At 58.3% G+C, this 22906-nt stretch carries 25 protein-coding genes and 1 tRNA gene; 18 read left to right on the top strand and 8 right to left on the bottom strand.

The features are described from left to right. Positions 1-147: 147 nt before the first annotated feature. The 4 genes from A6070_RS11830 (at position 148) to hemH (ending at position 4590) form a co-directional block, all read left to right on the top strand. Positions 148-1257, top strand: a complete 1110-nt coding sequence (locus A6070_RS11830) for an NAD(P)H-dependent flavin oxidoreductase (RefSeq protein ID WP_072285950.1) — start codon at positions 148-150, stop codon at positions 1255-1257. A gap of 156 nt (positions 1258-1413) precedes the next feature. After that, the gene (locus A6070_RS11825; protein ID WP_407703132.1) at positions 1414-2517 is read left to right on the top strand and encodes a radical SAM protein; all 1104 of its coding nucleotides are present in this window, start codon (positions 1414-1416) and stop codon (positions 2515-2517) included. Beyond that, positions 2501-3529, top strand: coding sequence for a uroporphyrinogen decarboxylase (gene hemE / locus A6070_RS11820; RefSeq protein WP_072285948.1), 1029 nt, complete (start codon positions 2501-2503; stop codon positions 3527-3529). Before A6070_RS11825 ends, hemE begins: the two co-directional genes overlap by 17 nt. Before the next feature lie 11 nt (positions 3530-3540). Further along, on the top strand, positions 3541-4590 hold the full coding sequence (hemH, locus tag A6070_RS11815; RefSeq protein WP_235605457.1) for a ferrochelatase: 1050 nt from the start codon (positions 3541-3543) through the stop codon (positions 4588-4590). A 21-nt stretch (positions 4591-4611) separates the two neighbouring features. Here the strand turns inward: hemH and A6070_RS11810 are convergent, their stop codons facing one another. Further along, complete coding sequence (locus A6070_RS11810; RefSeq protein ID WP_072285947.1) at positions 4612-5505, bottom strand: DnaJ C-terminal domain-containing protein; 894 nt, start codon at positions 5503-5505, stop codon at positions 4612-4614. 128 nt (positions 5506-5633) lie between these two features. On the opposite strand from A6070_RS11810, the gene hemG reads away from it, so the two are divergent. From hemG to A6070_RS11790, 4 genes are all read left to right on the top strand, one after another. Continuing rightward, positions 5634-7040, top strand: coding sequence for a protoporphyrinogen oxidase (gene hemG, locus A6070_RS11805; RefSeq protein ID WP_072285946.1), 1407 nt, complete (start codon positions 5634-5636; stop codon positions 7038-7040). Positions 7041-7153: 113 nt separating this feature from the next. Continuing rightward, positions 7154-7996 (top strand): ribosome biogenesis GTPase YlqF, encoded by an 843-nt coding sequence (gene ylqF, locus A6070_RS11800; RefSeq protein WP_072285945.1) that lies wholly within the window; start codon positions 7154-7156, stop codon positions 7994-7996. 161 nt (positions 7997-8157) lie between these two features. Continuing rightward, positions 8158-8880 carry an FKBP-type peptidyl-prolyl cis-trans isomerase gene (locus tag A6070_RS11795; protein ID WP_072285944.1) on the top strand — a complete coding sequence of 241 codons (723 nt, stop codon included), beginning with the start codon at positions 8158-8160 and terminating at the stop codon, positions 8878-8880. Positions 8881-9053: 173 nt separating this feature from the next. Continuing rightward, complete coding sequence (locus tag A6070_RS11790; RefSeq protein ID WP_072285943.1) at positions 9054-9341, top strand: hypothetical protein; 288 nt, start codon at positions 9054-9056, stop codon at positions 9339-9341. A 115-nt stretch (positions 9342-9456) separates the two neighbouring features. Here A6070_RS11790 and A6070_RS11785 read toward each other — a convergent pair whose 3' ends face one another. Further along, the gene (locus tag A6070_RS11785; RefSeq protein WP_145926357.1) at positions 9457-9681 is read right to left on the bottom strand and encodes a hypothetical protein; all 225 of its coding nucleotides are present in this window, start codon (positions 9679-9681) and stop codon (positions 9457-9459) included. A gap of 221 nt (positions 9682-9902) precedes the next feature. On the opposite strand from A6070_RS11785, the gene A6070_RS11780 reads away from it, so the two are divergent. The 7 genes from A6070_RS11780 (at position 9903) to A6070_RS11750 (ending at position 14539) form a co-directional block, all read left to right on the top strand. Further along, positions 9903-10256: a hypothetical protein gene (locus A6070_RS11780; RefSeq protein WP_072285941.1), complete on the top strand. Its 354-nt coding sequence runs from the start codon at positions 9903-9905 to the stop codon at positions 10254-10256. A gap of 15 nt (positions 10257-10271) precedes the next feature. Further along, entirely contained in the window at positions 10272-10691 is a 420-nt protein-coding gene (locus tag A6070_RS11775; protein WP_072285940.1) for an SHOCT domain-containing protein, read from the top strand. A 54-nt stretch (positions 10692-10745) separates the two neighbouring features. Next, positions 10746-11426 carry a hypothetical protein gene (locus A6070_RS11770; protein ID WP_072285939.1) on the top strand — a complete coding sequence of 227 codons (681 nt, stop codon included), beginning with the start codon at positions 10746-10748 and terminating at the stop codon, positions 11424-11426. A 166-nt stretch (positions 11427-11592) separates the two neighbouring features. Next, complete coding sequence (gene modA, locus A6070_RS11765; RefSeq protein WP_072285938.1) at positions 11593-12330, top strand: molybdate ABC transporter substrate-binding protein; 738 nt, start codon at positions 11593-11595, stop codon at positions 12328-12330. A gap of 33 nt (positions 12331-12363) precedes the next feature. Continuing rightward, positions 12364-13053 carry a molybdate ABC transporter permease subunit gene (modB, locus tag A6070_RS11760; RefSeq protein WP_072285937.1) on the top strand — a complete coding sequence of 230 codons (690 nt, stop codon included), beginning with the start codon at positions 12364-12366 and terminating at the stop codon, positions 13051-13053. Continuing rightward, positions 13050-14105 carry a molybdenum ABC transporter ATP-binding protein gene (gene modC / locus A6070_RS11755; protein WP_072285936.1) on the top strand — a complete coding sequence of 352 codons (1056 nt, stop codon included), beginning with the start codon at positions 13050-13052 and terminating at the stop codon, positions 14103-14105. Before modB ends, modC begins: the two co-directional genes overlap by 4 nt. 233 nt (positions 14106-14338) lie before the next feature. Continuing rightward, the gene (locus tag A6070_RS11750; RefSeq protein ID WP_072285935.1) at positions 14339-14539 is read left to right on the top strand and encodes a cold-shock protein; all 201 of its coding nucleotides are present in this window, start codon (positions 14339-14341) and stop codon (positions 14537-14539) included. 163 nt (positions 14540-14702) lie between these two features. Here the strand turns inward: A6070_RS11750 and A6070_RS11745 are convergent, their stop codons facing one another. The 3 genes from A6070_RS11745 to A6070_RS16165 form a co-directional block, all read right to left on the bottom strand. Further along, positions 14703-16271 carry a 4Fe-4S binding protein gene (locus tag A6070_RS11745; protein ID WP_072285934.1) on the bottom strand — a complete coding sequence of 523 codons (1569 nt, stop codon included), beginning with the start codon at positions 16269-16271 and terminating at the stop codon, positions 14703-14705. Continuing rightward, positions 16268-17203, bottom strand: a complete 936-nt coding sequence (locus tag A6070_RS11740; protein WP_072285933.1) for a DUF362 domain-containing protein — start codon at positions 17201-17203, stop codon at positions 16268-16270. Before A6070_RS11740 ends, A6070_RS11745 begins: the two co-directional genes overlap by 4 nt. Positions 17204-17576: 373 nt before the next feature. Then, on the bottom strand, positions 17577-18083 hold the full coding sequence (locus tag A6070_RS16165) for a hypothetical protein (RefSeq protein WP_235605503.1): 507 nt from the start codon (positions 18081-18083) through the stop codon (positions 17577-17579). Here A6070_RS16165 and A6070_RS11730 point away from each other — a divergent pair. The 3 genes from A6070_RS11730 to A6070_RS11720 all read left to right on the top strand — a co-directional run bounded on the left by A6070_RS11730 (position 18012) and on the right by A6070_RS11720 (position 20222). After that, positions 18012-19220 (top strand): mechanosensitive ion channel family protein, encoded by a 1209-nt coding sequence (locus tag A6070_RS11730; RefSeq protein ID WP_235605484.1) that lies wholly within the window; start codon positions 18012-18014, stop codon positions 19218-19220. The two genes, A6070_RS16165 and A6070_RS11730, sit on opposite strands and share 72 nt — an antisense overlap. 150 nt (positions 19221-19370) lie before the next feature. Beyond that, positions 19371-19658 (top strand): sll1863 family stress response protein, encoded by a 288-nt coding sequence (locus A6070_RS11725; protein WP_072285931.1) that lies wholly within the window; start codon positions 19371-19373, stop codon positions 19656-19658. A gap of 93 nt (positions 19659-19751) precedes the next feature. Then, entirely contained in the window at positions 19752-20222 is a 471-nt protein-coding gene (locus tag A6070_RS11720; RefSeq protein ID WP_145926464.1) for a sll1863 family stress response protein, read from the top strand. 68 nt (positions 20223-20290) lie between these two features. On the opposite strand, the gene A6070_RS11715 is transcribed toward A6070_RS11720, so the two are convergent. From A6070_RS11715 to A6070_RS11705, 3 genes are all read right to left on the bottom strand, one after another. After that, positions 20291-20366: transfer RNA gene (locus tag A6070_RS11715), tRNA-Thr, on the bottom strand. A gap of 152 nt (positions 20367-20518) precedes the next feature. Next, complete coding sequence (locus A6070_RS11710) at positions 20519-20773, bottom strand: hypothetical protein (protein ID WP_072285929.1); 255 nt, start codon at positions 20771-20773, stop codon at positions 20519-20521. Next, entirely contained in the window at positions 20770-22905 is a 2136-nt protein-coding gene (locus A6070_RS11705; protein ID WP_072285928.1) for a hypothetical protein, read from the bottom strand. Before A6070_RS11705 ends, A6070_RS11710 begins: the two co-directional genes overlap by 4 nt. Position 22906 lies beyond the last annotated feature (1 nt).

The raw sequence follows: 22906 nt of genomic DNA, 5'->3' as shown, positions 1-22906 counted from the left end.
GCAGGCCGTCCCGGACAAGAGAAAAGGCGGGTGGAAACACCTGTGCCGGTGCGGGGTTTTACACAACTATTACATTTGGCGGCGCGACTTTCTGGTACCATGACGGACGTTACAGTATATGAGAGATTTTTACCCGGAGATGCGATCATGAAAGACACCGCCGTAAAAAAACTGGTCATCGGCCGATATTCCACCCCGTTTCCCCTGATTCTAGGCGGCATGGGGGTGAGGATATCCGGTGGGCGGTTGGCCGGACACGTCGCCCGCTGCGGTGGTTTCGGCACGATTGCGGCCGCCGGAATCGGCGTCAACAGTCCCTACTACACCGGCCGCAATTTTTTCGCTGCCGATATACAGGCCTTCAAGGATGAGATCCGCAAGGCCTACGCGATTGCCCCTGACGGCGTCATTGGCGTCAACTGCATGGTAGCCGTGACCAATTATGATGCTATGGTTCGGGCCGCCTGCGAAGCCGGCGCCAAATATATTGTCAGCGGTGCCGGACTGCCCATGAGCCTGCCGGCCTTGACCGCTGATTATCCCGATGTGGCGCTGATTCCGATTGTCTCTTCGGTGCGTGCCGCTCAGCTTATCACACGCAAGTGGCTGCAGAATCACCATCGCCTTCCCGATGCGGTTGTGGTCGAAGATCCCGATACGGCCGGAGGACATCTGGGGGAAAAGCCGGAAAATATCGGCACCGGTTGCTATGATCAGTATGAAACGGTCCGCCAGGTCAAGGCCTACTTTCAGCAGGTACATCAGCGTCATGTGCCCGTTATCGCCGCCGGAGGCATCTGGGACCGGCAGGATATACTGCAGGCTCTCGCGCAGGGGGCCGATGCGGTACAGATGGCCAGCCGCTTTGTGTGCACCGAAGAGTGCGATGCCGATCCGGCTTTCAAACAGGCCTATCTTGACTGCCGCCCCGAGAACATCGGTCTGATCATGAGTCCTGCCGGCCTGCCGGGGCGGGCGCTGGTCGGCAATATCGACCGCATCCGCCAGCGGGATCTCGACGCCGGCTGCGATTGTGCTTGTGCCTGTTTGAAAAAATGCACTTTCAAGGAAACCGGGGAACGCTTCTGTATTATCGGCGCTCTCGACAGGGCTCAGCGCGGCGATGTCGACACCGGTCTGGTGTTTTGCGGAACCAACGCCTGGAAGGCCGACCGCATTACCACGGTGCAGGCCATTTTCGACGAACTGTTTATGCTGTCTCATCAGCAAAAACAGAGCCTGGCGGTCAATGCCTGATTGCCGGAAAATACAAATCGAAAACGACGGGGCGAGCCATGGCGGACCCCGTTTTTTTATAGGTCCTTGTGCCAGTCTGGCGGCAGCGCTTGTCGCGCCCCCCGGTTGTGATGTACTATTGCGCGATCAGGCCCCTTTTTTCCGGTGAGGATGCCAGTGAGTGATCTCGTAACAGAATTTCTGCCCAAGTGGATTGCCTGGGAAACAACCCGGCGTTGCAATCTGCAATGCATTCACTGCCGTTGCTCCTCCGATTCGCACGCTTCCGAGGGCAATTTTTCGACCCGGGAGGCGTTTGCACTGATCGATGACATCTGCACCGTGTCGCGCCCGGTGATGGTTTTGTCCGGTGGCGAACCGCTGTTGCGCAAGGATATTTTCGAGATTGCCGACTACGGAACCGCCCAGGGCCTGCGCATGTGCATGGCGACCAACGGCACCCTGATAACCGACAGTGTCTGCAGGGACATGCTGGCCACGGGGATTCGCATGGTTTCTTTGTCTCTTGACGGTTCCAGTGCCGCCGTGCATGACGATTTCCGGCGCTGTCCCGGGGCTTTCGATGCGGTGGTGCAAGCCGCCGGCATTTTGCGCCGCAATGGCATACCGTTTCTGGTAAACTCCTCTTTTACGAAGCGCAACCAAAGCGATATCGCCGCCACTTTCCAGTTGGCCAAAAAGCTCGGGGCGCAGGCCTGGTATCTGTTCATGATCGTTCCGACCGGACGGGGAGAGTCCATCATGGAGGAACTGATCAGCGGGCCAGACTACGAAGAGATACTGGCCTGGCACTACCGCCAGGAACGGGACGAAAAGGATATTCTGATGCGTCCGACCTGCGCGCCCCACTATTACCGCATCGCACCGCAACTGGCGCAGGCCGAGGGGCGCTCTCTGGAGCGGCGCAGCCTGTCGTTTTCCACCGGCGGCGGGAAGGGATGTCTGGCCGGACAGAGCATCTGCTTCATCGATGCCTTCGGCGAGGTTAAACCCTGCTCCTATTTTCCACGTTCGGCGGGCAACATCAAAAATACACCTTTCCGCCGGTTGTGGTTCGATGCGCCGATCCTGCGGCAGTTGCGGGATTTCAGCCTTTACCGCGGCAAATGCGGCAATTGCGAATACTTGAGGGTCTGCGGCGGTTGCCGCGCACGGGCCGATGCCGTCTATGGCGATTACCTTGCGGAGGAGCCCTTCTGCAGTTATCAGCCGGGCGCGCGCAATATTCCGAAGGATCAGGTCGATGGCAGAAAATCATGATTTCATACGGGCCTGCTACGGCAAACCGGTAAGCCGCACTCCCGTGTGGCTGATGCGGCAGGCCGGGCGTTATCTTCCCCAGTATCGAACGATCCGGGAGCGGGTTGCGTTTCTCGACCTGTGCAAGACCCCGGAACTGGCCGCCGAGGTCACGCTGCAACCCGTCGACGCCCTGGGTGTCGATGCCGCCATCCTGTTTTCCGATATTCTGATTCCGGTGGAAGCCATGGGGCAGCATCTGCATTACCAGCCGGCTCCCGTGTTGAATCCGCCGGTGCGCACGGCGTCCGATGTGGAATCCCTGCGCCTGCTGCAACCGGAGCAAGATGTGCCATTTGTACTGGAGACCATCCGCTTGCTGCGACGGGAACTGGAGGGACGCGTGCCTCTGATCGGATTTGGCGGCGCTCCTTTTACCCTGGCCTGCTACATGGTTGAAGGCTGCGGCAGCCGCCATTTTCTGGCTCTGAAAAGCCTCATGTTCCGGATGCCCGAAATCTATGCGCGGTTGATGGATAAAATAACCGATGCCAGCATCGTTTATCTGCGGGCCCAGGTCAGCGCCGGTGCCCAGGCCCTGCAGATTTTCGATAGTTGGGGGGGGATTCTGGCTCCGACCGATTACCGACGTTACGTTCTGCCTTACAGCCGTCGGCTTCTGTCCGCGCTCGAGGATCTGGAAGTGCCTCTGATCCATTTTGTCAAAGGCGCCGGCACCATGCTCGATCTTGTCGCCTCGGCCGGTGGACATGTCGTCGGTCTTGACTGGGGAATCGGTCTGGGACAGGCCCGGGAAATTCTCGGTGACGGTGTGGCGGTGCAGGGAAATCTCGATCCCGCGGTATTGCTGGGGACGCAAGCCGTCATCGAGTCTGAAGTACGGCGCATTCTGGATGAAAATGGCGGCCGGCCCGGGCATGTTTTCAATCTCGGCCATGGGATTGTGCCCGAAGTGCCGCCCGCAAACGCTGCATTTCTTGTCGATTGCGTCCATCGCCTCAGTCAGCGTTGAGGGAGGTTGGCATGAATCGCCCCCTATGGCGGACCGAGGCCGGGATGGCCGAAAAGACCGCCCTGGTGCTGCTCAATATGGGAGGGCCGGATTCCCTTCTGGCCGTGGAGCCGTTTCTGCGGAATCTTTTCTCCGACCGGGAACTGATCCGACTGCCTGGCGGGGCTCTGCTGCAGGGTCCCTTTGCCCGGCTTTTGGCGAGACTGCGCGCGCCCCGGGCGCGGCGCGCCTATCAGGCGATCGGCGGGGCTTCACCTTTGCGGCACTGGACGGAATACCAGGCCCGTGGTATCGCCGGGCTGCTCGGCGAAGGCTGGCAGCCGGAGGTCATCATGCGCTACTGGGGGCCGCGCGCGCCGCAGGTTCTCAACCGGCTACGGCAAGAGGGGGTGCGGCGTGCCGCGGTTGTGCCTCTTTACCCTCACTTCACCACGGCCACAAGCGGCAGCAGCATTAACGATTTCTGCCGCAACGCCGTGCGTTTCTGCCCCGATCTTGATTATCGCCTGATTCCCGAATGGTTCGATTGGCCGCCGTATCTCGATGCCCTTGCCGATGCCGTACGGGAAGGATTACGCCGATTTGAGGCCGACCGGCGCCGCCAGGTGGTGCTGGTGTTCAGCGCCCATTCGGTTCCGGAAAGCCTGATTCTGCGGGGCGATCCTTATCTGAACCAGGTGCGGGCCACCATGCGGGGGGTTCTGGAGCGGCTGCCGGAGTGTTCCTCCAGGCTGGCTTTCCAGAGCCGTAGCGGACCGGTGCGATGGATCGGGCCGAGCGTTGCCGAAACCCTCGATGCCCTGGCGGTCGAAGGGTGCCGGCAGGTGCTGATCGTGCCGATTTCCTTCGTGTCCGACCACGTCGAAACCCTGTATGAAATTGACCATGGCTACAAGAAGTATGCCCTGGGAAAGGGCCTGGAGCGGTTTGAACGCATTGCTGCGTTCAATGATGATGCCGGCTTTATGCGCGCCATGGCGGCGCTGGTGGCATCCAGCGTACCCGCTTCCTGGCACAAGCGGCCGACGGCCATCGGAGCTCCCTGCCGGAATGCGCCTTGATCCGCCAGGCGCGTTCGTGGATCACAGGCCGGCTTCGGCCAGTTTTTGCAGGAGTTGCCGCTGCTCCGCCGTCGGTTTGCGGGGTATGGCGATTTCTATGACGGCGAACAGGTCACCGGCCTTTTTGCGGCCGTGGGTCGGCACGCCGTAGCCTTTCAGGCGGATTTTGCCGCCACTGGCCATGCCGGCCGGCACCTTTACCCGTTTTTCCCCTTCCAGGGTTGGCACTTCCACGGTGGTGCCGAGGCAGGCGCCGCTGAACGGAATACGCACCGAGACATAAAGATCGCGATCCTGGCGTGTGAAACGGCTGTCGGGATCGACCTTGATCTCCAGAAACAGGTCGCCGTGTGGTCCACCTGTCGGACTGGCGCCCCCTTTGCCGGCCACGCGCAGTCGCTGTCCCGATTCAACCCCCGGGGGGATGTTGACCTGCAGATGTTCGATCCCGTTTTCGCCGCGGAAATCTACCCGTCGCTGCCCGCCCAGTACGGCCTGGCGAAACGGCAGGTTAAGGTGCATGACGTAATCCTGCCCCTTGACCGCGCGGGCGCGGCCGCCCTGGAAAAAGGATGCGCCCCGGCCGCCGCCGCCGAACAGCCGCCCGAAGATGTCGTTGGTGTCGAAGCCGAACTCACGGAACATATCGCCGACGTCGAAATTGCGGTAAATGTCTTCCTGGCTGAAGCGCTGGTGGAAGCCCGCTTCGCCGAATTGGTCGTACTGCCGGCGTTTGTCGGCATCCGAGAGCACAGCATAGGCTTCGGTGATTTCCTTGAACCGCTCTTCGGCCTGCTTGTCCCCGGGGTTTTTGTCCGGGTGGTATTTGAGGGCCTGCTTGCGGTAGGCTTTTTTGATGGTGTCGGTATCGGCGTCCTTGGCGACGCCCAGAATGGCATAATAGTCCTTGGCCATGGTTTCTCCTGAATAAAAGGCGATGTCACTGGCTAATATAAGTAGCGCAAACCCGTGCGTCAAGGCTCCTGTAATGGCTGATTTGTACACTTGCAGCGGTGGACGTCGACAGGCAAGGGAAAAAGACAATGAATGTAACCATCATCGGCGGCGGTCTTTCCGGGCTGGCCACGGCTTTTGCCATTCAGCAGGGTGCCCGTCGTCTTGGTCTGGAAATCAATCTCACGATTCTGGAAAAGCAGCGCCGTGCCGGCGGCAAGATCCGCTCTGAGAAGATCGGCGGTTATCTGTGCGAATGGGGACCGAACGGTTTTCTCGACAGCAAGCCGGCGACCCTTGACTTGTGCCGGGACGCAGGTCTTGGCGGAGACTTGTTGCCTTCCAGCGACGCCGCCCGCAGGCGTTTCATTTTCTCCGATGGCCGCTTGCAGCGGGTACCGGATTCGGCCGGGGGGTTTTTCCGATCACAACTGGTTTCCTGGCCGGGTAAATGCCGTCTCGTCGCGGAACTTCTGGTGCCGCGCCGTGCCGACGGTGCGGATGAAACCCTGGCGGAGTTCGTGCGGCGGCGTCTGGGGCGGGAAGCCCTTGATCAACTGGTCGGACCCATGGCCTCCGGCATCTTCGCCGGCGACCCTGAGAGCATGAGTCTACGCAGCTGTTTCCCCCGCATTTACGAGCTGGAACAGCAGTATGGCGGCCTGATCCGGGCGATGCTGCGCCTGGCGCGGCGCAAGCGCGCCGAGATCCGGGCCGGCAAAGTGGTGTCCGGGGCGGCCGGGCCGGGCGGCATTCTCACCTCTTTTGCCGGCGGCATACAACAGTTGACCGATGGCCTTTCCCGGCACCTGGAAGGCTGCCTGCGGCTGGGTATCGATGTCGAGGCTATTATTCCCGAAAAACAGGGGTTTGTCTTGCAGTGCCGCGACGGCCAGGTGTGCAGGACGCGGATCGTCGTAGCGGCGCTGCCGGCCATGGACCTGGCTTTGCAGCTTGAAAAATCCGTTCCGGCCATGACCGCGTTGCTGCAACAGATTCCTTACGCACCGCTACAGGTGGCCTGCTTCGGGTACCGCAAAAATGCCGTTCCCCGGGAGCTTGACGGCTTCGGATATCTGGCTGCGCGCCGTTCGGGGCTGAACAGTCTCGGGACGTTGTGGTCTTCCAGCATTTTTCCGCAGCGAGCCCCCGACGGACACGTGTTGCTGCGGACCATGTTCGGCGGCGCCACCCGCCCGGATGCCGCGCAGATTAGTGCCGAGGATGTGCAACGCTGCGTCAGGGAGGATCTGGCACGAACCCTGGGGATCACAAAAGCACCGGATTTTGTTAGAATCATCCGTCACGAGGCGGCAATTCCCCAGTATGTAGCCGGCCACGGCGCGCGCCTGCGGGCTCTGGAGGCCGCGGCCGGTCGTTATCCCGGCCTGTTTCTTGCGGGAAATGCCTTCTTCGGTGTCGGCCTCAATGATTGTGTTGCGAGGGCCAACAGGGTGGCCGCAAGGGTTCTGGAGGCTTTGCAGAACACCCGCTAGGGATTTCGCCCCCGTGAAGAGAAGCATGGCGGCATGATGCTTGCTGCTTGTCCGAAACGTCAACTTGAAAGGACCGGTCCCCGGAGGGTCCGGGACATACGGTGAAAAGCTGAATGATTAATTGGTTCCCAGGACATATGCACAGTGCCCGGAAGCAGATAGCCGGGGACATGCCGAAAATCGATCTGGTGGTCGAGGTGCTCGATGCACGCTTGCCGGTCGCCAGCAGCAATCCGCTTCTGGAGGAATTGCGCGGCGCCAAACCCTGCATCAAGGTTTTGAACAAGAGCGACCTGGCCGACCCCGAAATCACCAAAGCCTGGGTGCGTTATTTTGAACAACACGCCAAGGGGGTCAAGGCCCTGGCTATCGACGCTACCCAGAAAAACGAGGCATCCCGGCTGATTCGCCTGAGCCGCGGCCTGGTGCCGCATCGCGGTGGCCCCGGCAAACCGCTGCGCATCATGATTGTCGGCATCCCCAACGTCGGCAAATCGACGCTGATCAATACCCTTTGCGGCCGCAGGATTGCCAGGGTCGGGGACCGGCCGGCCATCACCCGCACTTCGCAGCAGGTCGATCTGCGTAACGGTATCTTCCTGTTCGACACCCCCGGCGTGCTGGCCCCCAACCTGGAAGACCAGCGCGGGGCTCTGTGTCTGGCCGCCACCGGAGCCATCGGCGACAACGCCATGGAGCATGAGCGGATCGCAATTTTTGTTGGCGATTTTCTTCTGGAGCGATATCCGCTGCAGGTTTCGCAACGCTTTCGGCTGAAGGAGCTTCCCGAAAACGGCGAAGCGCTGCTTGTTGAAGTGGGCCGCCGGCGTGGCTGTCTGGCGGCCGGCGGTGTCGTTGATCGGCAACGGGCCTCTGAACTTCTGCTGCACGAATTGCAGGCTGGCCGACTGGGCCGCATCAGTATGGAAACGCTCGGGGATGTTGCCGCCGAATGATCGTCGGCAATGCAGGGCGGTCCTCTTCATCGACGGCGTTTGCAGGGTGCACAAGGAGAATTGGCGCCCCGATTCATAAAGGTATTTACAGTTTCTCTGACTCAAGGTAGTCTGACGCGTCTTTTTCAGAAACAGTCCTTTTTGCCCCTGGAGGTAAGGCAATGAAACGCACAATGGGAATCTTTTCGATCGCGGCCCTGGTGCTGCTTATGGGCAGCGGTTGTTCCGGCAAGGAGCAAGCAGCCGTCAAGATGGAGTCGCTGCAGGACAAGGTAAGCTATGGTATCGGGTTGCGCATCGGGCGAGACTTCAAGGCCCAGCAGGTGGAATTGAATCCCGATTTGCTCATGAGGGGGATAAAGGATGGCCTGGGCGATGCCGAACCGCTGCTGACCGAGGAGCAGATTCGGGAAACCATGGTAGCTTTTCAGCAGGAAATGATCGAGCGTGAGAAGACGCGCCTTGAAGAAGCCTCGACTAAAAACGCCGCAGAAGGCAAAAAATACCTGGAAGCCAATGCCAAAAAAGAGGGAGTGGTCACTCTGCCCAGCGGTCTTCAGTACAAGGTGATCACGGAGGGTACCGGCAAACAGCCGACCGCCGAGAATATCGTCAAGGTTCACTATCGCGGCACGCTGATCGACGGCACGGAATTCGACAGTTCCTACGAGCGCAATGAGCCGGCCGAATTTCCTGTTGGCGGGGTCATCCCCGGCTGGACCGAGGCCTTGCAGTTGATGAAGGAAGGCGCCAAATGGCAACTGGTGCTTCCCGCTGAGCTGGCCTACGGCGAGCGTGGCGCCGGCCCCCGCATCGGCCCCAATGCCACCTTGCTGTTCGAGGTGGAACTGCTGGAAGTCAAACCGCCCCAGGCGCAGGAATAAGACGCTTTGCGTCCGGATGTGCAATACGAAAAAAGCGAATGTGCAGACAAGAACCTCCGCATCCTCGGGATCCGGGGTTCTTGTTTACAAGGTGCGCGATGCAGCGTGGCTGCATTACGATGGGTTGAGCGGTACCTCACCACGGTTATGGGAAAGGCGGTTTTTTGTTGCCTATGAAAACGACAGCAACCTCATCCAACACCATGCTTTGGGCGGCGGGGTTCATGCTTCTGGTCGCGGGCGCCATCGGATCCTGCTCCGGACAGTTGCTGGCGGCCTGCGTCGCGGCGCTGTTTGCCGTTTACCCCCTTTACGCCTGTCGCAATTGGCGCCGTCTGGCCGCAGCCCTGGTTTTGCTGCTGGCGGTCGGGGTTGTGGCGGCCAGTGTCGATGATTTCCAGCGTGAAATGGAAGGATACAGATTGCGGGCGCGCACGGGACAGCCGGCGGCGGGGCGATAAGGGTGCAGGGGGAGAACAGCAGGACCAAAACGTCGAGACCATGGCCGAGGCCGGCAGCCCGGCCGAGGACTGCCGGCCAGGTTGCTGGCGGCGGACTCCGCTGAATTACGAAGGGTTACTGGTTGTCGGTTTCCACGGGTGTCGGTTCGGGAACATCGGGCACCTGAGGGGGGTCGTAGTCGATGCAGCCGGACAGGCAGCTGCGCATGCACTCTTCATAACCCTTGCCTCTGGCGGCAGAGCAACTGCTGGCGCAGTCGGAACCACAATCGGCAATCGCCTGGGTCGATAGGGCTATCAGCAAAGTCAGCAACAGCAGGCCGGTCATGCATTTTTTCATGGTGTTCACCTCCGAAAAAAGGATAAAGGGCAGCATGGTCGGACCGCCCATCGTGGTGGCTCCCCGACCGTGCCGTAAACAAAGAAAAATATATAGGCAGTCGATAGTGGAAAGCCATATAAATTTGTGGCCTTTGACAACGGTTTTCTGAGATTATCGGTATCACCCGGCGTTTTTCTTGAAGGTGCGGGGTTTTTTCAATCTGGAATGAGAGGCAGGTAATGAGACGGATTGTTTGCAGCGCCTTGTTGGCATGTTTTCTGGTTGCGCCGGCTGTGGCCGGGCAGGATCACCCGGAACTTCTGCTTGGTTTGAATACTGATTTTGAGAACCAACAGATCGTCATCGAAGTGGCGAGCAGCGGTTGCACGGTCAAGCAGGACTTCCGCGCGGAATATAAGGATGCCACCCTGACCTTTTTCCGGCTGCGGCGGGATGACTGCAAAGCCATGCCCCGGAAGATCCCCATCCGCTTTTCCCTCGAAGAGCTGGAACTGTCCGCGCACCAGCCTTTTTCTCTGGGTAATCCCATTGTTGTTAACGAAAATTTCGCCGGCCAGTGGCTTCGTCCCTAGCTCTGGAGGTTTTGCATGACGCGCAAAGTGCATGTGGCTCCTGGCGGATTGACCCAGGTGCAGGCGAAGGCGGGGATAGTAATTGCCGTTCTGTTTCTGTTTTTCGGGCTGATTTTTGGCGGGGTGGTGTGGTACGACATGCCCCGTTCCGAAGTCGCCCTCAAGCTGCTGACGGGCGCCTTCTTTCTGATATGGGTGGTGGCCTGCGTGGCTATCATCCTGTTTAATGCGAAATGGCTGGCGGCGAGCCGACGCTCCCAACCGGACACCTTGCTCGATCTGCAAATCGAGGCCTCGGGCGACGGCCCGGATCAAGACAATATGCTGGATTTCGAACAGCGTCTGCGCAAACTTGAAGTGCTCAAGCGTGACGGACTTATCTCGGATGCCGAGTATGCACACAAGCGTCGCGAGATCCTGCGGCAAAAATGGTGAGAACAGGGCCGGACGACAGGGGGCTGTCAAGGCCCGGGCATCGGGGTGCGCGATATGAAAAAAGGCCGGGACTGTAAGCTGTACTGGTTTTTTGTTTTGCTGATAGCGTTGGGGGCGGGCTGCGTCAGGGACGTTGCGTCGGCGGTTGATATGGCCCGGCCGCAGGATGCCGTTGAGCGGTGGACCCTCGATGAATTTTTCACCTGTGAAGTTCCCGTACAGTGGATCAAAGAGAAATCTTTACCGGAAACCGGCATGACTGTCGGCGAAGGGCATGGCGTGATTCTCCACAGCCCCTGGCCCGGGGAGGTGCCGGTGACGATATCTCTGCATTATTACGCTGAAGGAAGGCCTCGCGGCCATTCCCTGGAAGCGTTTGTCCGGGAACATTCCCGCCCGTTCCCGGGAAACATGGAAAATGCTCGCAGCGAAGCGCCCCGCGAACTGCTTGTTGATGGCAAAAAAGCCCTGAGCTTCACCCGGCAACAATACCGTTTTGTCCCCCTTGTGAATATCCTTGGCCCATCCGGCGAACCGTCCGACACCAGGGATCCCAGGGTTTACGAATCCCGCGAACGCATGGCCCGTGCGGTGACGGTTCTCGAACAGGTGGTGGTTGTCCCGGTATCATCGGGGTTTTATGCCCTTGTGTACAGCGCCCCGGAAGCCGATGCAGAAGTCTTCGGCGGCGTTTTCCGAAGAATCCTTTCCACCTTCCAGACGTTGCAACCGTAGTCAACATCGTTTCCTGCACTGAATTTCCCATTGACATTATTGTAGCGCGGTGCCACTATCATGGCGCCATGCGCCGAATAACGGTGCCAGTGCAATCGGCAGGTCTTCTGCAGGTTGCGGCAGTCTGGGAAAAAGCTCTTCATTTCAGTGTGAAAGGATTCTCTCCATGCGCTCCCTCCTGGTTGTTCTGCTCTTGTCCCTTGCCTTTTGCTCGTCTGCTTTTGCTACGGAAGTCCGGCTTTCCGTGGCGGCGAGTATGACCGATGCGATCAAGGAAATCGTCACTGTCTATGCGAAGAAAGGGGAGGATGCCACCGTCCTGCCTAACTTCGCGTCTTCCGGGGCTCTCGCCAAACAGATCGTTCAGGGGGCGCCTGCGGACATTTATATTTCAGCCAATCCCAAGTGGATGAATTACCTGGTAGAGAATAATCGGGTGCCGGGCAAAGGCGTAGGCACCCTTGCCTACAACACGCTGGTGTTTGTAGGGCCCCAGGACCTGCCGGTCAGCTCCCTCAAGGATATCGCCACGCTGCAACGCATCGCTATCGGCAGCCCCAAAAGCGTGCCTGCCGGCCAGTATGCAGAACAGGCCCTTGGCAGGGCAGGTCTGCTCGGACAAATTCAGCCCAAACTGATTCTTGCCAAGGATGTGCGGCAGGCACTCATGTATGCCGACCGGGGTGAGGTGGACGGGGCCTTTGTTTATCGAACCGACGCTTTGTTGGCCAAAAGGGCGGCCATTTTGCTGGAAGTTCCTCAACGTCTCTACGATGAAGTGACCTATCCCATCGCCCTGACGACGGATGGTGCCCAAAACCCCTCGGCAATCGCCTTTTTCAATTTTCTGAAAAGCGGCGAGGCTGCCGGTTTGTTGAAAAAACACGGATTTGTCGTTCGTTGACAGGTTGAATAATTGTCCGGATGGTGCCCAGTCATGATCGAATTTTCTCCCACGGACATTCAGGCCATTGTGCTTTCCGCCAGGGTGGCGTTTACCGCCACCCTGGTTTCCATCCCCTTCGGTTTCGCGGTCGCCTATCTGTTGGTTTTTTCACGGTTCCCCGGCAAGCCCCTTATTGCTGGCCTGGTCAATCTCCCCCTGGTGCTGCCGCCGGTGGTGGTCGGCTATCTTCTGCTCCTGTCCCTCGGAAGTCACGGCTGGTTTGGAGAAATACTCGCCAGATTTGGCGTGCGTGTCATTTTTACCTGGAAAGCGGCAGTGGTTGCCTCGATGGTGGTCGGTTTTCCCCTGCTGGTGCGTGCCATATGCATCGGCATGGAGGATATTGACGGCCGCCTGATCCAGGCGGCCCGCACGCTCGGCGCGCGATGGTACGATGTGTTGTTCACCGTCATCCTGCCGCTGTCGGGACGGGCCATGCTGGCCGGTGCGACTCTGATGTTTGCGCGCAGCCTCGGCGAATTTGGTGCGACCATTGTCCTGGCGGGCAACATTCCGGGCGTGACCCAGACCATTCCGTTGGCCATTTTCGATTATTCCAGCAGTCCCGGCGGTGACCCCATGGCCCTGGGCCTGTGTCTGGTATCCATCTCCCTGGCGCTGGCTGTGCTGGTGTTCAATGAAGGTTTGATCAAACGTTTTCGGCGGAGAATGCGGCCATGACTCTCGAAGTCGCGCTTGAAAAACAACTGGGTGCTTTTTGCTTCGCTTCAGAATTTTCCCTCAACTGCCGGCGGGTCGGGGTGTTCGGCCCTTCAGGCAGCGGCAAGTCAACCCTGATGCACATGCTGGCCGGGTTGCTCAGGCCGGATCGTGGCTTTATCCGGCTCGACGGCGAGACGCTTTTTGACGGCAGTTCGAAGATCAACCATTGTTCGGAAAAACGACGCATCGGCGTGGTTTTTCAGCATGCTCACCTGTTTCCGCACATGGGGGTTCGACGCAACCTGCTGTACGGTTACAAGCGCCTGCCGGCCCGGCAGCGCAGGATCGTGCCGCAATCCCTGATCGAAGTACTCAACCTTGGTCCATTGCTCGATCGCGGTGTCGAGTCCCTTTCTGGTGGTGAGCGTCAGCGCGTGGCTCTCGGCCGCACAATCCTGTCGTGCCCGCGGCTCATATTGATGGACGAACCCCTGAGCGGTCTGGACGAGGGGCTCAAGTATCAGATTATCCCCTATCTGAAAAAGGTATTTGCCGAGTTCGGCATCCCCTTTATGTTCATCAGCCACTCTCTCAACGAAATGCGGCTGATGACCGAGCAGGTGCTGGAACTCGCCGATGGTCGCCTCTGCTCCCGGACCTCCCCGCATCAACTGGCTCTGCGTCGCATGGGAAGCGCACCGACGGGCTATGTCAACCTGCTGGAGCTGCAGGATCCCCGTCCGCATAACGGTTTGTGCATCTACCGGTGGGGCACGCAGGAGTTCGTTTTGACGGCCGATGAACAGGAGTCCTCGGGTATGTTTGAACTTTCTTCCAGGGAGATAACTTTGTTCAAACGGCACCCTGAAGCAACCAGTGCGCGCAATATGCTGCGGTGCCGCGTCAAAAAGATCTTTGAGGCCGGAAACCGGGTCGGCATCGAACTCGATTGTGGCGACGGGCATCTGATATCCCAGGTAGTCGGTGAGGCCGTCAGGGATTTGGGTCTGGAGGAAGGCGGGGAAGTTGTTGCGGTGATCAAGGCTTCGGCTTTTCGCAGGCTCTATTGACGGTTGTCCGATATTTTTATTTTTTTATGTGTATTTATGCCTTGCTCTTTCAAACCGTACCGTGCTATGGTGCTTTTACTTAAGCAAGTTTGTGTAAGAGTATTACGCTCGCCAGATTGACAAGGTGTCAACATGGATCAAGCACACAAACCCCTTGGGTTGTGTGTTTTTTTATTTTCCGGGTGAGTGTGTTTACACAACAAAAAAGTCCCGATCGGGAGCATGGAGAAAAAATGGCTGAAGGTACTGTGAAATGGTTTAACGACGCAAAAGGTTTTGGTTTTATCGAGCAGGATAACGGACCTGACGTGTTTGTTCATTTTTCTGCGATTCAGGGTGATGGATTCAAGTCCCTTGCCGAAGGTGACCGCGTGGCTTTCGATGTCACCCAGGGTCAAAAAGGCCCCCAGTCTGCCAACGTGCGCAGAATCTAAGCAAGTCCATAAAAGTGGATCATCAAGGAGCCCCGCGAGAAATCGCGGGGCTCTTTTTTTTTCGCTCCAGACCTGGCGCATAGTGCCGTGACTGGCGCGGGCCCTGGTCATTGAAGAATCGAACTCCTGCTATCCCCGCTGTTTCATGCTCCTGATCTTTTGTTTATCTGTATCCTGGCGTATCGGTAAAACCGTCATTTCGGCGAGATTCACCCGCCGAGGTGACGAGAATGGCGCTACGGCCGGGAAGGGGGCACTTGTTTTCGCAGATGCCACAGCCGATGCACAGTTCGTCGACCACGTAGGGCTGCCTGATGGTGACAGCCTGACCCTGGTCGTTGAGGACCGTGGCCTGGCGAAAGCGGATGGCTTTTTGCGGGGTTGGGCAGTGTTCTTCGCAGACCATGCAGGGCACGGCTCTGGCAAAGGGCAGGCAGCGGTTGCGGTCTATGTAGGCCTGGCCGATGGTGACCGCCTGCTTTTCGTTGACCGACAGATGCTTGATGGCGCCGGTGGGGCAGACCTGGCCGCAGAGGGTGCACTGATACTCGCAATAACCGATGCGGGGCACCAGGCGCGGGGTGAACATCCCCTCGACTCCGGCTTCGGTCAAGGCCGGATGCAGAGCATTGCCGATGCACACCTGCATGCATTCGCCGCAGCGCACGCACCGGTTCAGGAACGCATCTTCCGCCAGGGCGCCCGGCGGCCGGATCAGATTCGGTTGCGGCTGCCTTTTGAGGGGGCGCACAGCGAACAGAAAAGGCGTCGCCAACCCCGTCAAGGCTGTGCCGAGGAAGGCCCGCCGGCTGAGGCCTTCGGCCAGCGAAAAGGCAGTCCTGCGTGAGGGGCCGAAGGAGAAGTTCTGCTGTGGGCAATGGATGAGGCAGTCGAGGCAGAGAATGCAGCGCTCGGGGTTGACCTGCCTTTGATGGTTAATAGCGCCGCTTCGGCAAAGAGTGCTGCACTGACTGCAGACGGAGCAGGTCGGCTGGCGGTTGGCAATGCGCCAGGGAGCAAAACGTGCCGCCAGTCCAAGCAGGGCTCCAAGAGGGCAGAGGTTGCGGCAGAAAAAGCGGCGCTGCATCCATTCCAGGGCCAATAGCGTCAGGAGCATGGCGGCAGCGGGCAAAACGTTGGTGAATACTTTCTGCTGAAAGGGCAGCACTGTTTCCCGAAGGAACTGATAGACGGGTTCGCTGGCCGCGTTGAGCCAGGCAGGCCCGTGTTGGTAGGTGATGGTAAACAACTTTTCGATGGCCAGGCCGAAGGCCGGATAGATGGCCATGGTCAGCCCGCGCACGAGGATCGAAAAGGGATCCAGGAAGCCGACCAGGGGCAGGCCGAACAGGGCGCTGACCAGGGTTAAAAGCAGCAGGACATAACGTAATTTCGGCAGGGCGGCGGGCAGGGACCGGTCGCGGCGCCCCAGCAGGGGGCGCGACCAGTCGAAAAGAGTGCCCATGGGGCAGACCCAGCCACAGAACCAGCGCCCCAGCAGCAGGCTGGCCAGCAGCACGAAAAGCGCCGGCAGCAGCAGGGTGATGAAGGTGCGGTTTGCCAGGGAAGTCGCCAGCGCGATCAGCGGGTCGATGCGAAAGATCAGGTTGACGGCGCCGGACAACTCGTCCTGCCCCTGGTAGTCAGTACGCACGAACAGGAACAGGAATGCGGCAAAACACAGAAGCTGGCTAAGGCGCCTCCACAAGATTGGCAGGTATGGCTTCTTCATGGTCCCTCTAGCCGCTGAATCTGGCTCAACCGCAGCGTTCCAAGTCCCATGTTGGCTGCAGCGACCGAGCTTCCAAGATCGTCAGGATCACGTCCGAACAAGAGGGTGGCGCAGGCATCGGCCGCTACTGGATCAGCGGAGGCGAGCACCGTATCCTCGATGCGCACGTCCCGCAGGTCGCCGCCCGACGGACCGTTGCGCAGCAACAGACGGGTGGCGTCGATAACCGTCAGAGAGGGACGGATAACCGTGGCCAGATCGGCAAGATTCTGGTCCAGCTTGTGATGCAGCCGACCCCGATTGCCTCCCAGTACCCCCATGCTGTTTTTGAGACCAAGGGTCAGGCCGGCCAGACCGTGGTGCTTGGCCACCGGTACATTGATATAACAGTCAGCTTCCAGCGCATCGCGATAGATCGACCAGCTTTTCAGCACCCGTCCCCGGGGGATGGGTGTCTCGACGAACTTGCGCCGGTCGATGTACTCGCAGCGCACCTTGCCGCTGTTAAGGGCTTCGATGGCCGGCAGGATGCCGCTGTGAGTATAACAGCGGCGCGCCTCGTTGCAGGGCCGGTCAAAGATGCGCACTTGCCTGGCGCCGGCTTCAAGGGCCATTTCCGCCAGGGTGCGCACCACCAGCGGATGAGTGTTGGCTCCCTGTTCCGGACTGCGGTCCCAGCCAATGTTAGGCTTGATCACCACCCTGGCGCCCGGCCGCACAAAAGCCTGCATGCCTCCGATAAGGGTCACCGACCGACGCACCAGATCCGCGTAGTTCTTGCCCCTGGCGATCCCGACCCGTGCTCGCGGTAACCGGGCCGGCGCGACCTGTGCTTTTGCCCTGTTGCCATTGCAGGTGAAGGGCCATTGCAATACCAGGGAAAAGGTGAGAGACCAGAGGGCTGCTTCCTGCAAGAAACGCCGTCGATTCATACCGTCTCCTCTGCAAAAAAACCATCGTAAAAAGTACAGACGAATTCTCTGGGAGCTGTCGCTCGGGCTTTTCTGGCTGCCTGGTATAGCCTGTCCGGGGAACTCGTTACAAGCTACCCCATAGTCAGAATACTATCACAAGGAAAAGCAGTATTGCCGTTTTGCAGTTGTCCTCTGTCATAATGCGTCGTACCCAATAAAATCCCCCGAACCGATTCCGGGTCGGGGGCGGTTTGCATCCTGGTACTGTTTGTGGCCCACTTTTTGAGTTTATTCCATTAGTTTAACTTCGGCATTAATTGTCATCTTCACCTTGGCCGGGAAGCTCCAATAGTTGTGTATTCCTGCCGATTGGATAAGCTTTGTTGAAGACTCAGTTGTAGGGTTGGTTATCTGTTGTTTTATCGGTACGCGGGGCATCCTCGATCAAGATTGTTTCGATCCGTGGCAGGAAGCGCAGAGGATGCGAGTCGCCGGTGAAAACCAGCGTTGCCAGCATCTGATCATTTTTGGAGCTATGGGAAAGTGCTTTGGCTTGAGCAGCAGAGCCTGAACAGAGGTCGGCGCCATGAACTTCCCGCGAAACCCTTGGCGACCAAAGGTTGCCAGCCTCCATCGTATTAACCTGCGGCTTTTGCTCAGCGTGTTGTTTTCCGGGGTGATCATCTGTTCCGCTTTTGCCCAACGAAAACCTTCCCTGGAAACCAGTGAGTCGCTCTTCACCGAGGAGACCACTCAGGTTGCCGAACGAATCGAGGTTCAGCCGGTCTCCAACGATCAGGCGATCGACACACGCCTGACCAGAATCATGGAGGCGACCGGATGGTTTTCGGACATTGCTGTGCAGGTCGAAGAGGGAGTGGTTTTTCTCGACGGACATACCGGTTCTGCGGACTACCGAACCTGGGCCGGGGATTTGGCCAGAAAAACCAGCGACGTGGTAGCGGTGGTCAACCGTATTCAGATAGCTGAAATTTCTCCTTGGGATTATTCCCCCGCAGTAAATGAGCTGCAGGCCCTCTGGGAGATGACCCTGCAAAGAGTGCCGCGGCTCCTGCTTGGCCTGCTGGTTCTGTTTATGGCCGGAGTCACCGCCTGGATGGTGGCCCACGGGGTGAGGAAAACTTTTGGGAACAGGCTGAATCCTCTTTTGCGCGATGTGGCGGCGCGGTTGCTGGGGGTTTTTGTTTTTCTGCTCGGGTTGTACCTGGTCCTGCAAGTCGTCGGTCTCTCAGGTCTTGCCGCCACGGTCCTTGGCGGCACGGGGGTAGCCGGTCTGGTGGCGGGGATTGCCTTTCGCGATATTTTGGAAAACTATCTCGCGAGCATCCTGATCAGCCTTCGTAATCCTTTCCGGATCGGGGACATGGTGGAGATTGTCGGGCATACCGGCCTCGTGCAACGGGTAACGACCCGCGGCACGGTGCTGATGGATTTGGACGGCAACCACGTACAGATTCCCAACGCGACGGTATATAAGAGCATTATCCACAACTACACCGCCAATCCCAACCGTCGGGAGAACTTCGAGGTGGGGATCGGCTTCGAGAACAGCATTTCCCTTGCCCAGAATTTAGTCAGGGATATTCTCAATGAGCACCCTGCGGTACTCAGGGACCCTGAGTTCCTGGTTCTGGTCGACCGGCTTGGTTCAGCCACTGTGAACCTCAAAATTTACTTCTGGTATGACGGCTCGGCTTACAACGGACCCAAGGTCAAATCCTCGCTGATCCGAATGGTCAAGCGGGTCTTCCAGGAACATGAGATTTCGATGCCCGACGAGGCCAGAGAGGTGCTTTTCCCCGAAGGGGTATCGGTCCGCATGTCGGAGGCGTTGCCTGTCAGGCGAACGGAGGAATCGCCTGCCAAGACCACCCCGCCGTTCGTCGGTACGGAAGCGGACACCACTGAGGCTGAAGGGAATCTTGCCAGCGAAGACAAGCAGCTTCGTGAGCAGGGCCGCAACTCCAGAGTCCCTGAGGAGGGCGATAACCTTCTCGAAGAAAATCCAGCGTAAATGAACTCCTTGACCGACAGGTAGTGGAGCCGCCTGGGTGTGAAGGAGGGTCAGGCAGGGGGTGGCCCTTTTCTGTTGACCCGCTATTTTGAATGATACATCCAAAAAGCGCACAATTTTGTCCGGGGATACTTACAAAGGAGAAAAATCATGAGCATGAAAGAAGCATACCAAAAGAAGCTTCAGGCTCAATTAGACGAGTGGAATGCAGAGATTGACAAACTCAAAGCGAAAGCTGATAAAGTGGAGGCCGATGCACAAATTGAGTACTACAAAAAAATTGAAGATCTTCGCTCCATGCATGAGACGGCCAACAGAAGACTTGCGAAACTTAGGGAAGCCAGTGATGACGCATGGGATGATCTCAAATCAGGTATCGATAGTGCTTACAACTCGCTCGGCAACGCTTTAAAGTCGGCTGTTTCCAGGTTTAAGTAATTAATTATTTAGATTTTGGACATTTAAAGTAGAAATCATTTATTCTAAAGGTCATTTACCCAAGACATGTCAAGGAGATAGCAAATGAAGTACATAAAAACTAACAACTCTATACTCATGTTAGTTGCTCTGCTCTTAATTACACTGACAAGCTGCACAGATACATCTGAAGAAAAAAAGGCGATACCTGAAGACGAAACTTCCATAAATGAGGTGAAACAGGAAACGCAGGATTTGATTCAAACACTTGAGGCCTATACCGCCGATCAGCGGGACGAAGCGGTTCAGAGGGCCAGAACGGCTTTAAGTAATCTGGATGAGCGTATAGATGCACTGGAAAAACGTATCGACGGCAACTGGAATCAAATGAACGAGGCCGCTCGTGAAAAAGCGCGTGCCAACTTGGAAGCCCTTCGCAAGCAACGGAATCAAGTTGCCGAATCGTATGAGAGCATGAAGGCCAGTTCAGTCGATGCCTGGGACCACATGAAAGATGGGTTCTCTGACGCATATAAGGCTCTTGCGGATGCCTGGGAAAAATCTGAAAAAGAATTTAGTCCCTAAAAAGTGTCAGCGAATTTGAAATACAAAAAACAGGCACTTGGAAATTCATCCTAAGTGCCTGTTTTTATTGGAGCCACCCATCGGATTTGAACCGACGACCTACTGATTACGAATCAGTTGCTCTACCAGCTGAGCTAGGGTGGCAATTAGTAATTGATTTAACATTTTGTTTTTACAAGTGATTTTCTCTGTTTTGGTCTACAAAAACGGGCCAAAACATGGCAAAAACCTCTGTATTTTGTACGGGGATTTGTACCCGATAACCGTTTTGGTGTCAAGCACAAAGCCTCGTATGGTCACACCTGATACACCACCTCACCATCCAGGTCGGCGAGGGGGGCTTCGCCGGTGACCTGCAGGCTTCGTCCGTCGGTGCGCAATTCGAGGCGGGCGCCGGTGTTGTAGGTGGTGGCGGCCGGTTTGAGGGCGTCGCGGATTTCGCCTTTGCTGGTGCGGATCCGGACGGTGTGGGTGCCGTCGCGGAGGACGGTGCCGATCAGGATATTGCGTTGATCGATGGCCAGGCGTTTGCGCAGTTTTTTCAGACTCATGTGACGGCCTCGTAATAGGCGATTTGCAGCGTGAAGGTGATATCGTCCTGATCATCGATTTTGCGCTGGATGGCGAGAACTTCGCATTTTTGCGCGGTCATACCGATGGCGGGGCATGTCATGGTGACCACCTGGCCCGTACGCAGGTCGCGGGTCGGCAGGCCGTTGGCGTCGGCAGGCATGACGGTCATGGTGCGGATGTGGCGATGGTAGGTGACTTCGTCGATGGCGAGGGTGCCGACGGCCACGGCTTGTGCATCGGTGACAACCAACGGCCCGGCGATATCCTCCAGCCAGATCACATTGACCCCGCCGACCTGCTCATCGGCTTCGGCGGTTGACAGACCGATGTCGCGGGTGCAGACGACGTTTGGCGGGGTGCTGTCGGTGACCGTGGCGCCCGGGGCCGTCGCGGCGACGAACGACCAGATTCTGCTGACGGTGTTGCCGTCGGCGTCCGTGCCGGACAGCTCGATGGCGACGCGCTCCGCATACCCGCTGCTGCTGCCGGGGGTGTAGGCGACCGCGTAGCCGTTGGTGATGGCGCTGGTGGTCGGGGTGACCGCCTGACCGTTGATCGTGAGGGCGACGGTGCCGGCCTGGATGCCGCCCAGGGCGTCGGTGATTTCGGCGTAGAAGGTCCAATCGCGTCGCACCGCGATGGCATTGGCGCCGGGGCTGATCTGCGCCACCATGCGGTAGCGCTCGTGGGTGTTGTTGTAGATCACAGAGGTCAGGGCGTCGTCAACCCAAACCGCGCTGCAGTCGCCGGAGACAGTGGTTTTGTTTGTCGGTGTACCGCTAATATCCAGAACCCCGAATCGGCCGCCGCCCTCCCCGTCGGAGGTGCCATATGCCAACAACCCGGCAATCAACAATAAATCCATGCAATTTACAACCGCGCCAAGGTCTGTGGCCCCGTAATCCGGCTCGTCGCTTGGAGAGGATAGCCACACGGCAGCGGACTCGACGACGTCGTTGGAGCTGGAGGAGTATGCCGTAAGCCCGGCCCATCCGGACGCGATGCCGTAAATGCTGGTCCCCTCGATCGTCCAACCGATCGGCGGAGGCTCACCGTCGATCCAGATGGCGGCCTTGACTTGCACGGCTCCCGCATCCCCAGTCACCGCCAAGACAATGCAATAGGCGGCTCCGGGAGTAAACGTCATCGTCACCTCGGCTACACCATATAGCGCTCCGGCGTTGTATTGCCGGATTCTCAGCAGGTTGCCGGAGGGGTACCACGTTAAGATGGTCGCTGTTTCCGCGCCAGCAGATCCTGCTCCCCTGGCGCATATCCCACGCTCTCCAGTACTACTACCCATGGTGATACGGTAGAAAAACAGCGCGTCAGACGGCTCGCCAAAGTCATCAAACGCCACCGACCATCTATTATTTTCAGTTTTGTTGAGTTGCAGTTTTTTATCACCGTTATCGTCGACAATGGTGACCGAACCGGCGGTGGTGTTCCAATGCTCCGACCAGTTGTCTGGGATGCCGGGCTCGTACTCCTCAAAATCGGTGTGGACTTGGCCCGTCGAACCATCGGCGACGGTGACCCCATCAGCACATGCTATGTAGAGGTCGCCGTCATAAAATCGTAGACGGTTGGCAGCCCCCCATCGGCATGGCGCTACCTCCGTCAAGGCGCCACCAGCGGGGATGCTCCGCATATAAACGGCCGCTGTATCACACCAGGCCATGTGGGCCGCGTCGAGAGCGACACACCGTGCGCCGCCCGCTATTGACAGCGACTGGCCGATGGACGGGGACGGCAGGTAGGTCACTCCGCTGCCATGGGCGACTGCCAAGGCCGTCCCGTGGCCGGCAATGTCGCGAATGTCGTCGTTGCCGATGAGGCTCCTAAAAACGTTGGTCATATCACCGTTAGCTGCATCCGCGATAGTCAGCGGCAGCCGGTAGATACCGGCATCCGAGGTACCGACATAGATGCCGTTGTTGTTGGCGGCGCCGCAGGTGACGTTGCCGATGGCGGCCCAGGCGACGCGCTGCATATCGCTGGCACGGTAGACATCCACCCCCTGGGTGCTAAACACGATGATGCGCGGCAGGGTCGGATGATTGGCAAACCCGACAACGGTGGCGCTTTGCAAGGCCAGGGTGGTGCCCATA

This window comes from Syntrophotalea acetylenica (assembly GCF_001888165.1).
Lineage (GTDB): Bacteria > Desulfobacterota > Desulfuromonadia > Desulfuromonadales > Syntrophotaleaceae > Syntrophotalea > Syntrophotalea acetylenica.
Note: the sequence above shows the minus strand (reverse complement) of the source record. Positions and strands in the feature narration are given on the sequence as shown.

Excerpts from the sequence above, each read along its gene's own strand:
- A6070_RS11830 (WP_072285950.1), top strand. The coding sequence starts at position 148 with ATGAAAGACACCGCCGTAAAAAAACTGGTCATCGGCCGATATTCCACC.
- hemE (WP_072285948.1), top strand. The coding sequence starts at position 2,501 with ATGGCAGAAAATCATGATTTCATACGGGCCTGCTACGGCAAACCGGTA.
- hemH (WP_235605457.1), top strand. The coding sequence starts at position 3,541 with ATGAATCGCCCCCTATGGCGGACCGAGGCCGGGATGGCCGAAAAGACC.
- A6070_RS11810 (WP_072285947.1), bottom strand. The coding sequence starts at position 5,505 with ATGGCCAAGGACTATTATGCCATTCTGGGCGTCGCCAAGGACGCCGAT.
- hemG (WP_072285946.1), top strand. The coding sequence starts at position 5,634 with ATGAATGTAACCATCATCGGCGGCGGTCTTTCCGGGCTGGCCACGGCT.
- ylqF (WP_072285945.1), top strand. The coding sequence starts at position 7,154 with ATGATTAATTGGTTCCCAGGACATATGCACAGTGCCCGGAAGCAGATA.
- A6070_RS11795 (WP_072285944.1), top strand. The coding sequence starts at position 8,158 with ATGAAACGCACAATGGGAATCTTTTCGATCGCGGCCCTGGTGCTGCTT.
- A6070_RS11790 (WP_072285943.1), top strand. The coding sequence starts at position 9,054 with ATGAAAACGACAGCAACCTCATCCAACACCATGCTTTGGGCGGCGGGG.
- A6070_RS11785 (WP_145926357.1), bottom strand. The coding sequence starts at position 9,681 with ATGAAAAAATGCATGACCGGCCTGCTGTTGCTGACTTTGCTGATAGCC.
- A6070_RS11780 (WP_072285941.1), top strand. The coding sequence starts at position 9,903 with ATGAGACGGATTGTTTGCAGCGCCTTGTTGGCATGTTTTCTGGTTGCG.
- A6070_RS11775 (WP_072285940.1), top strand. The coding sequence starts at position 10,272 with ATGACGCGCAAAGTGCATGTGGCTCCTGGCGGATTGACCCAGGTGCAG.
- A6070_RS11770 (WP_072285939.1), top strand. The coding sequence starts at position 10,746 with ATGAAAAAAGGCCGGGACTGTAAGCTGTACTGGTTTTTTGTTTTGCTG.
- modA (WP_072285938.1), top strand. The coding sequence starts at position 11,593 with ATGCGCTCCCTCCTGGTTGTTCTGCTCTTGTCCCTTGCCTTTTGCTCG.
- modB (WP_072285937.1), top strand. The coding sequence starts at position 12,364 with ATGATCGAATTTTCTCCCACGGACATTCAGGCCATTGTGCTTTCCGCC.
- modC (WP_072285936.1), top strand. The coding sequence starts at position 13,050 with ATGACTCTCGAAGTCGCGCTTGAAAAACAACTGGGTGCTTTTTGCTTC.
- A6070_RS11750 (WP_072285935.1), top strand. The coding sequence starts at position 14,339 with ATGGCTGAAGGTACTGTGAAATGGTTTAACGACGCAAAAGGTTTTGGT.
- A6070_RS11745 (WP_072285934.1), bottom strand. The coding sequence starts at position 16,271 with ATGAAGAAGCCATACCTGCCAATCTTGTGGAGGCGCCTTAGCCAGCTT.
- A6070_RS11740 (WP_072285933.1), bottom strand. The coding sequence starts at position 17,203 with ATGAATCGACGGCGTTTCTTGCAGGAAGCAGCCCTCTGGTCTCTCACC.
- A6070_RS11730 (WP_235605484.1), top strand. The coding sequence starts at position 18,012 with ATGGAGGCGACCGGATGGTTTTCGGACATTGCTGTGCAGGTCGAAGAG.
- A6070_RS16165 (WP_235605503.1), bottom strand. The coding sequence starts at position 18,083 with ATGTCCGTCGAGAAAAACCACTCCCTCTTCGACCTGCACAGCAATGTC.
- A6070_RS11725 (WP_072285931.1), top strand. The coding sequence starts at position 19,371 with ATGAGCATGAAAGAAGCATACCAAAAGAAGCTTCAGGCTCAATTAGAC.
- A6070_RS11710 (WP_072285929.1), bottom strand. The coding sequence starts at position 20,773 with ATGAGTCTGAAAAAACTGCGCAAACGCCTGGCCATCGATCAACGCAAT.
- A6070_RS11705 (WP_072285928.1), bottom strand. The coding sequence starts at position 22,905 with ATGGGCACCACCCTGGCCTTGCAAAGCGCCACCGTTGTCGGGTTTGCC.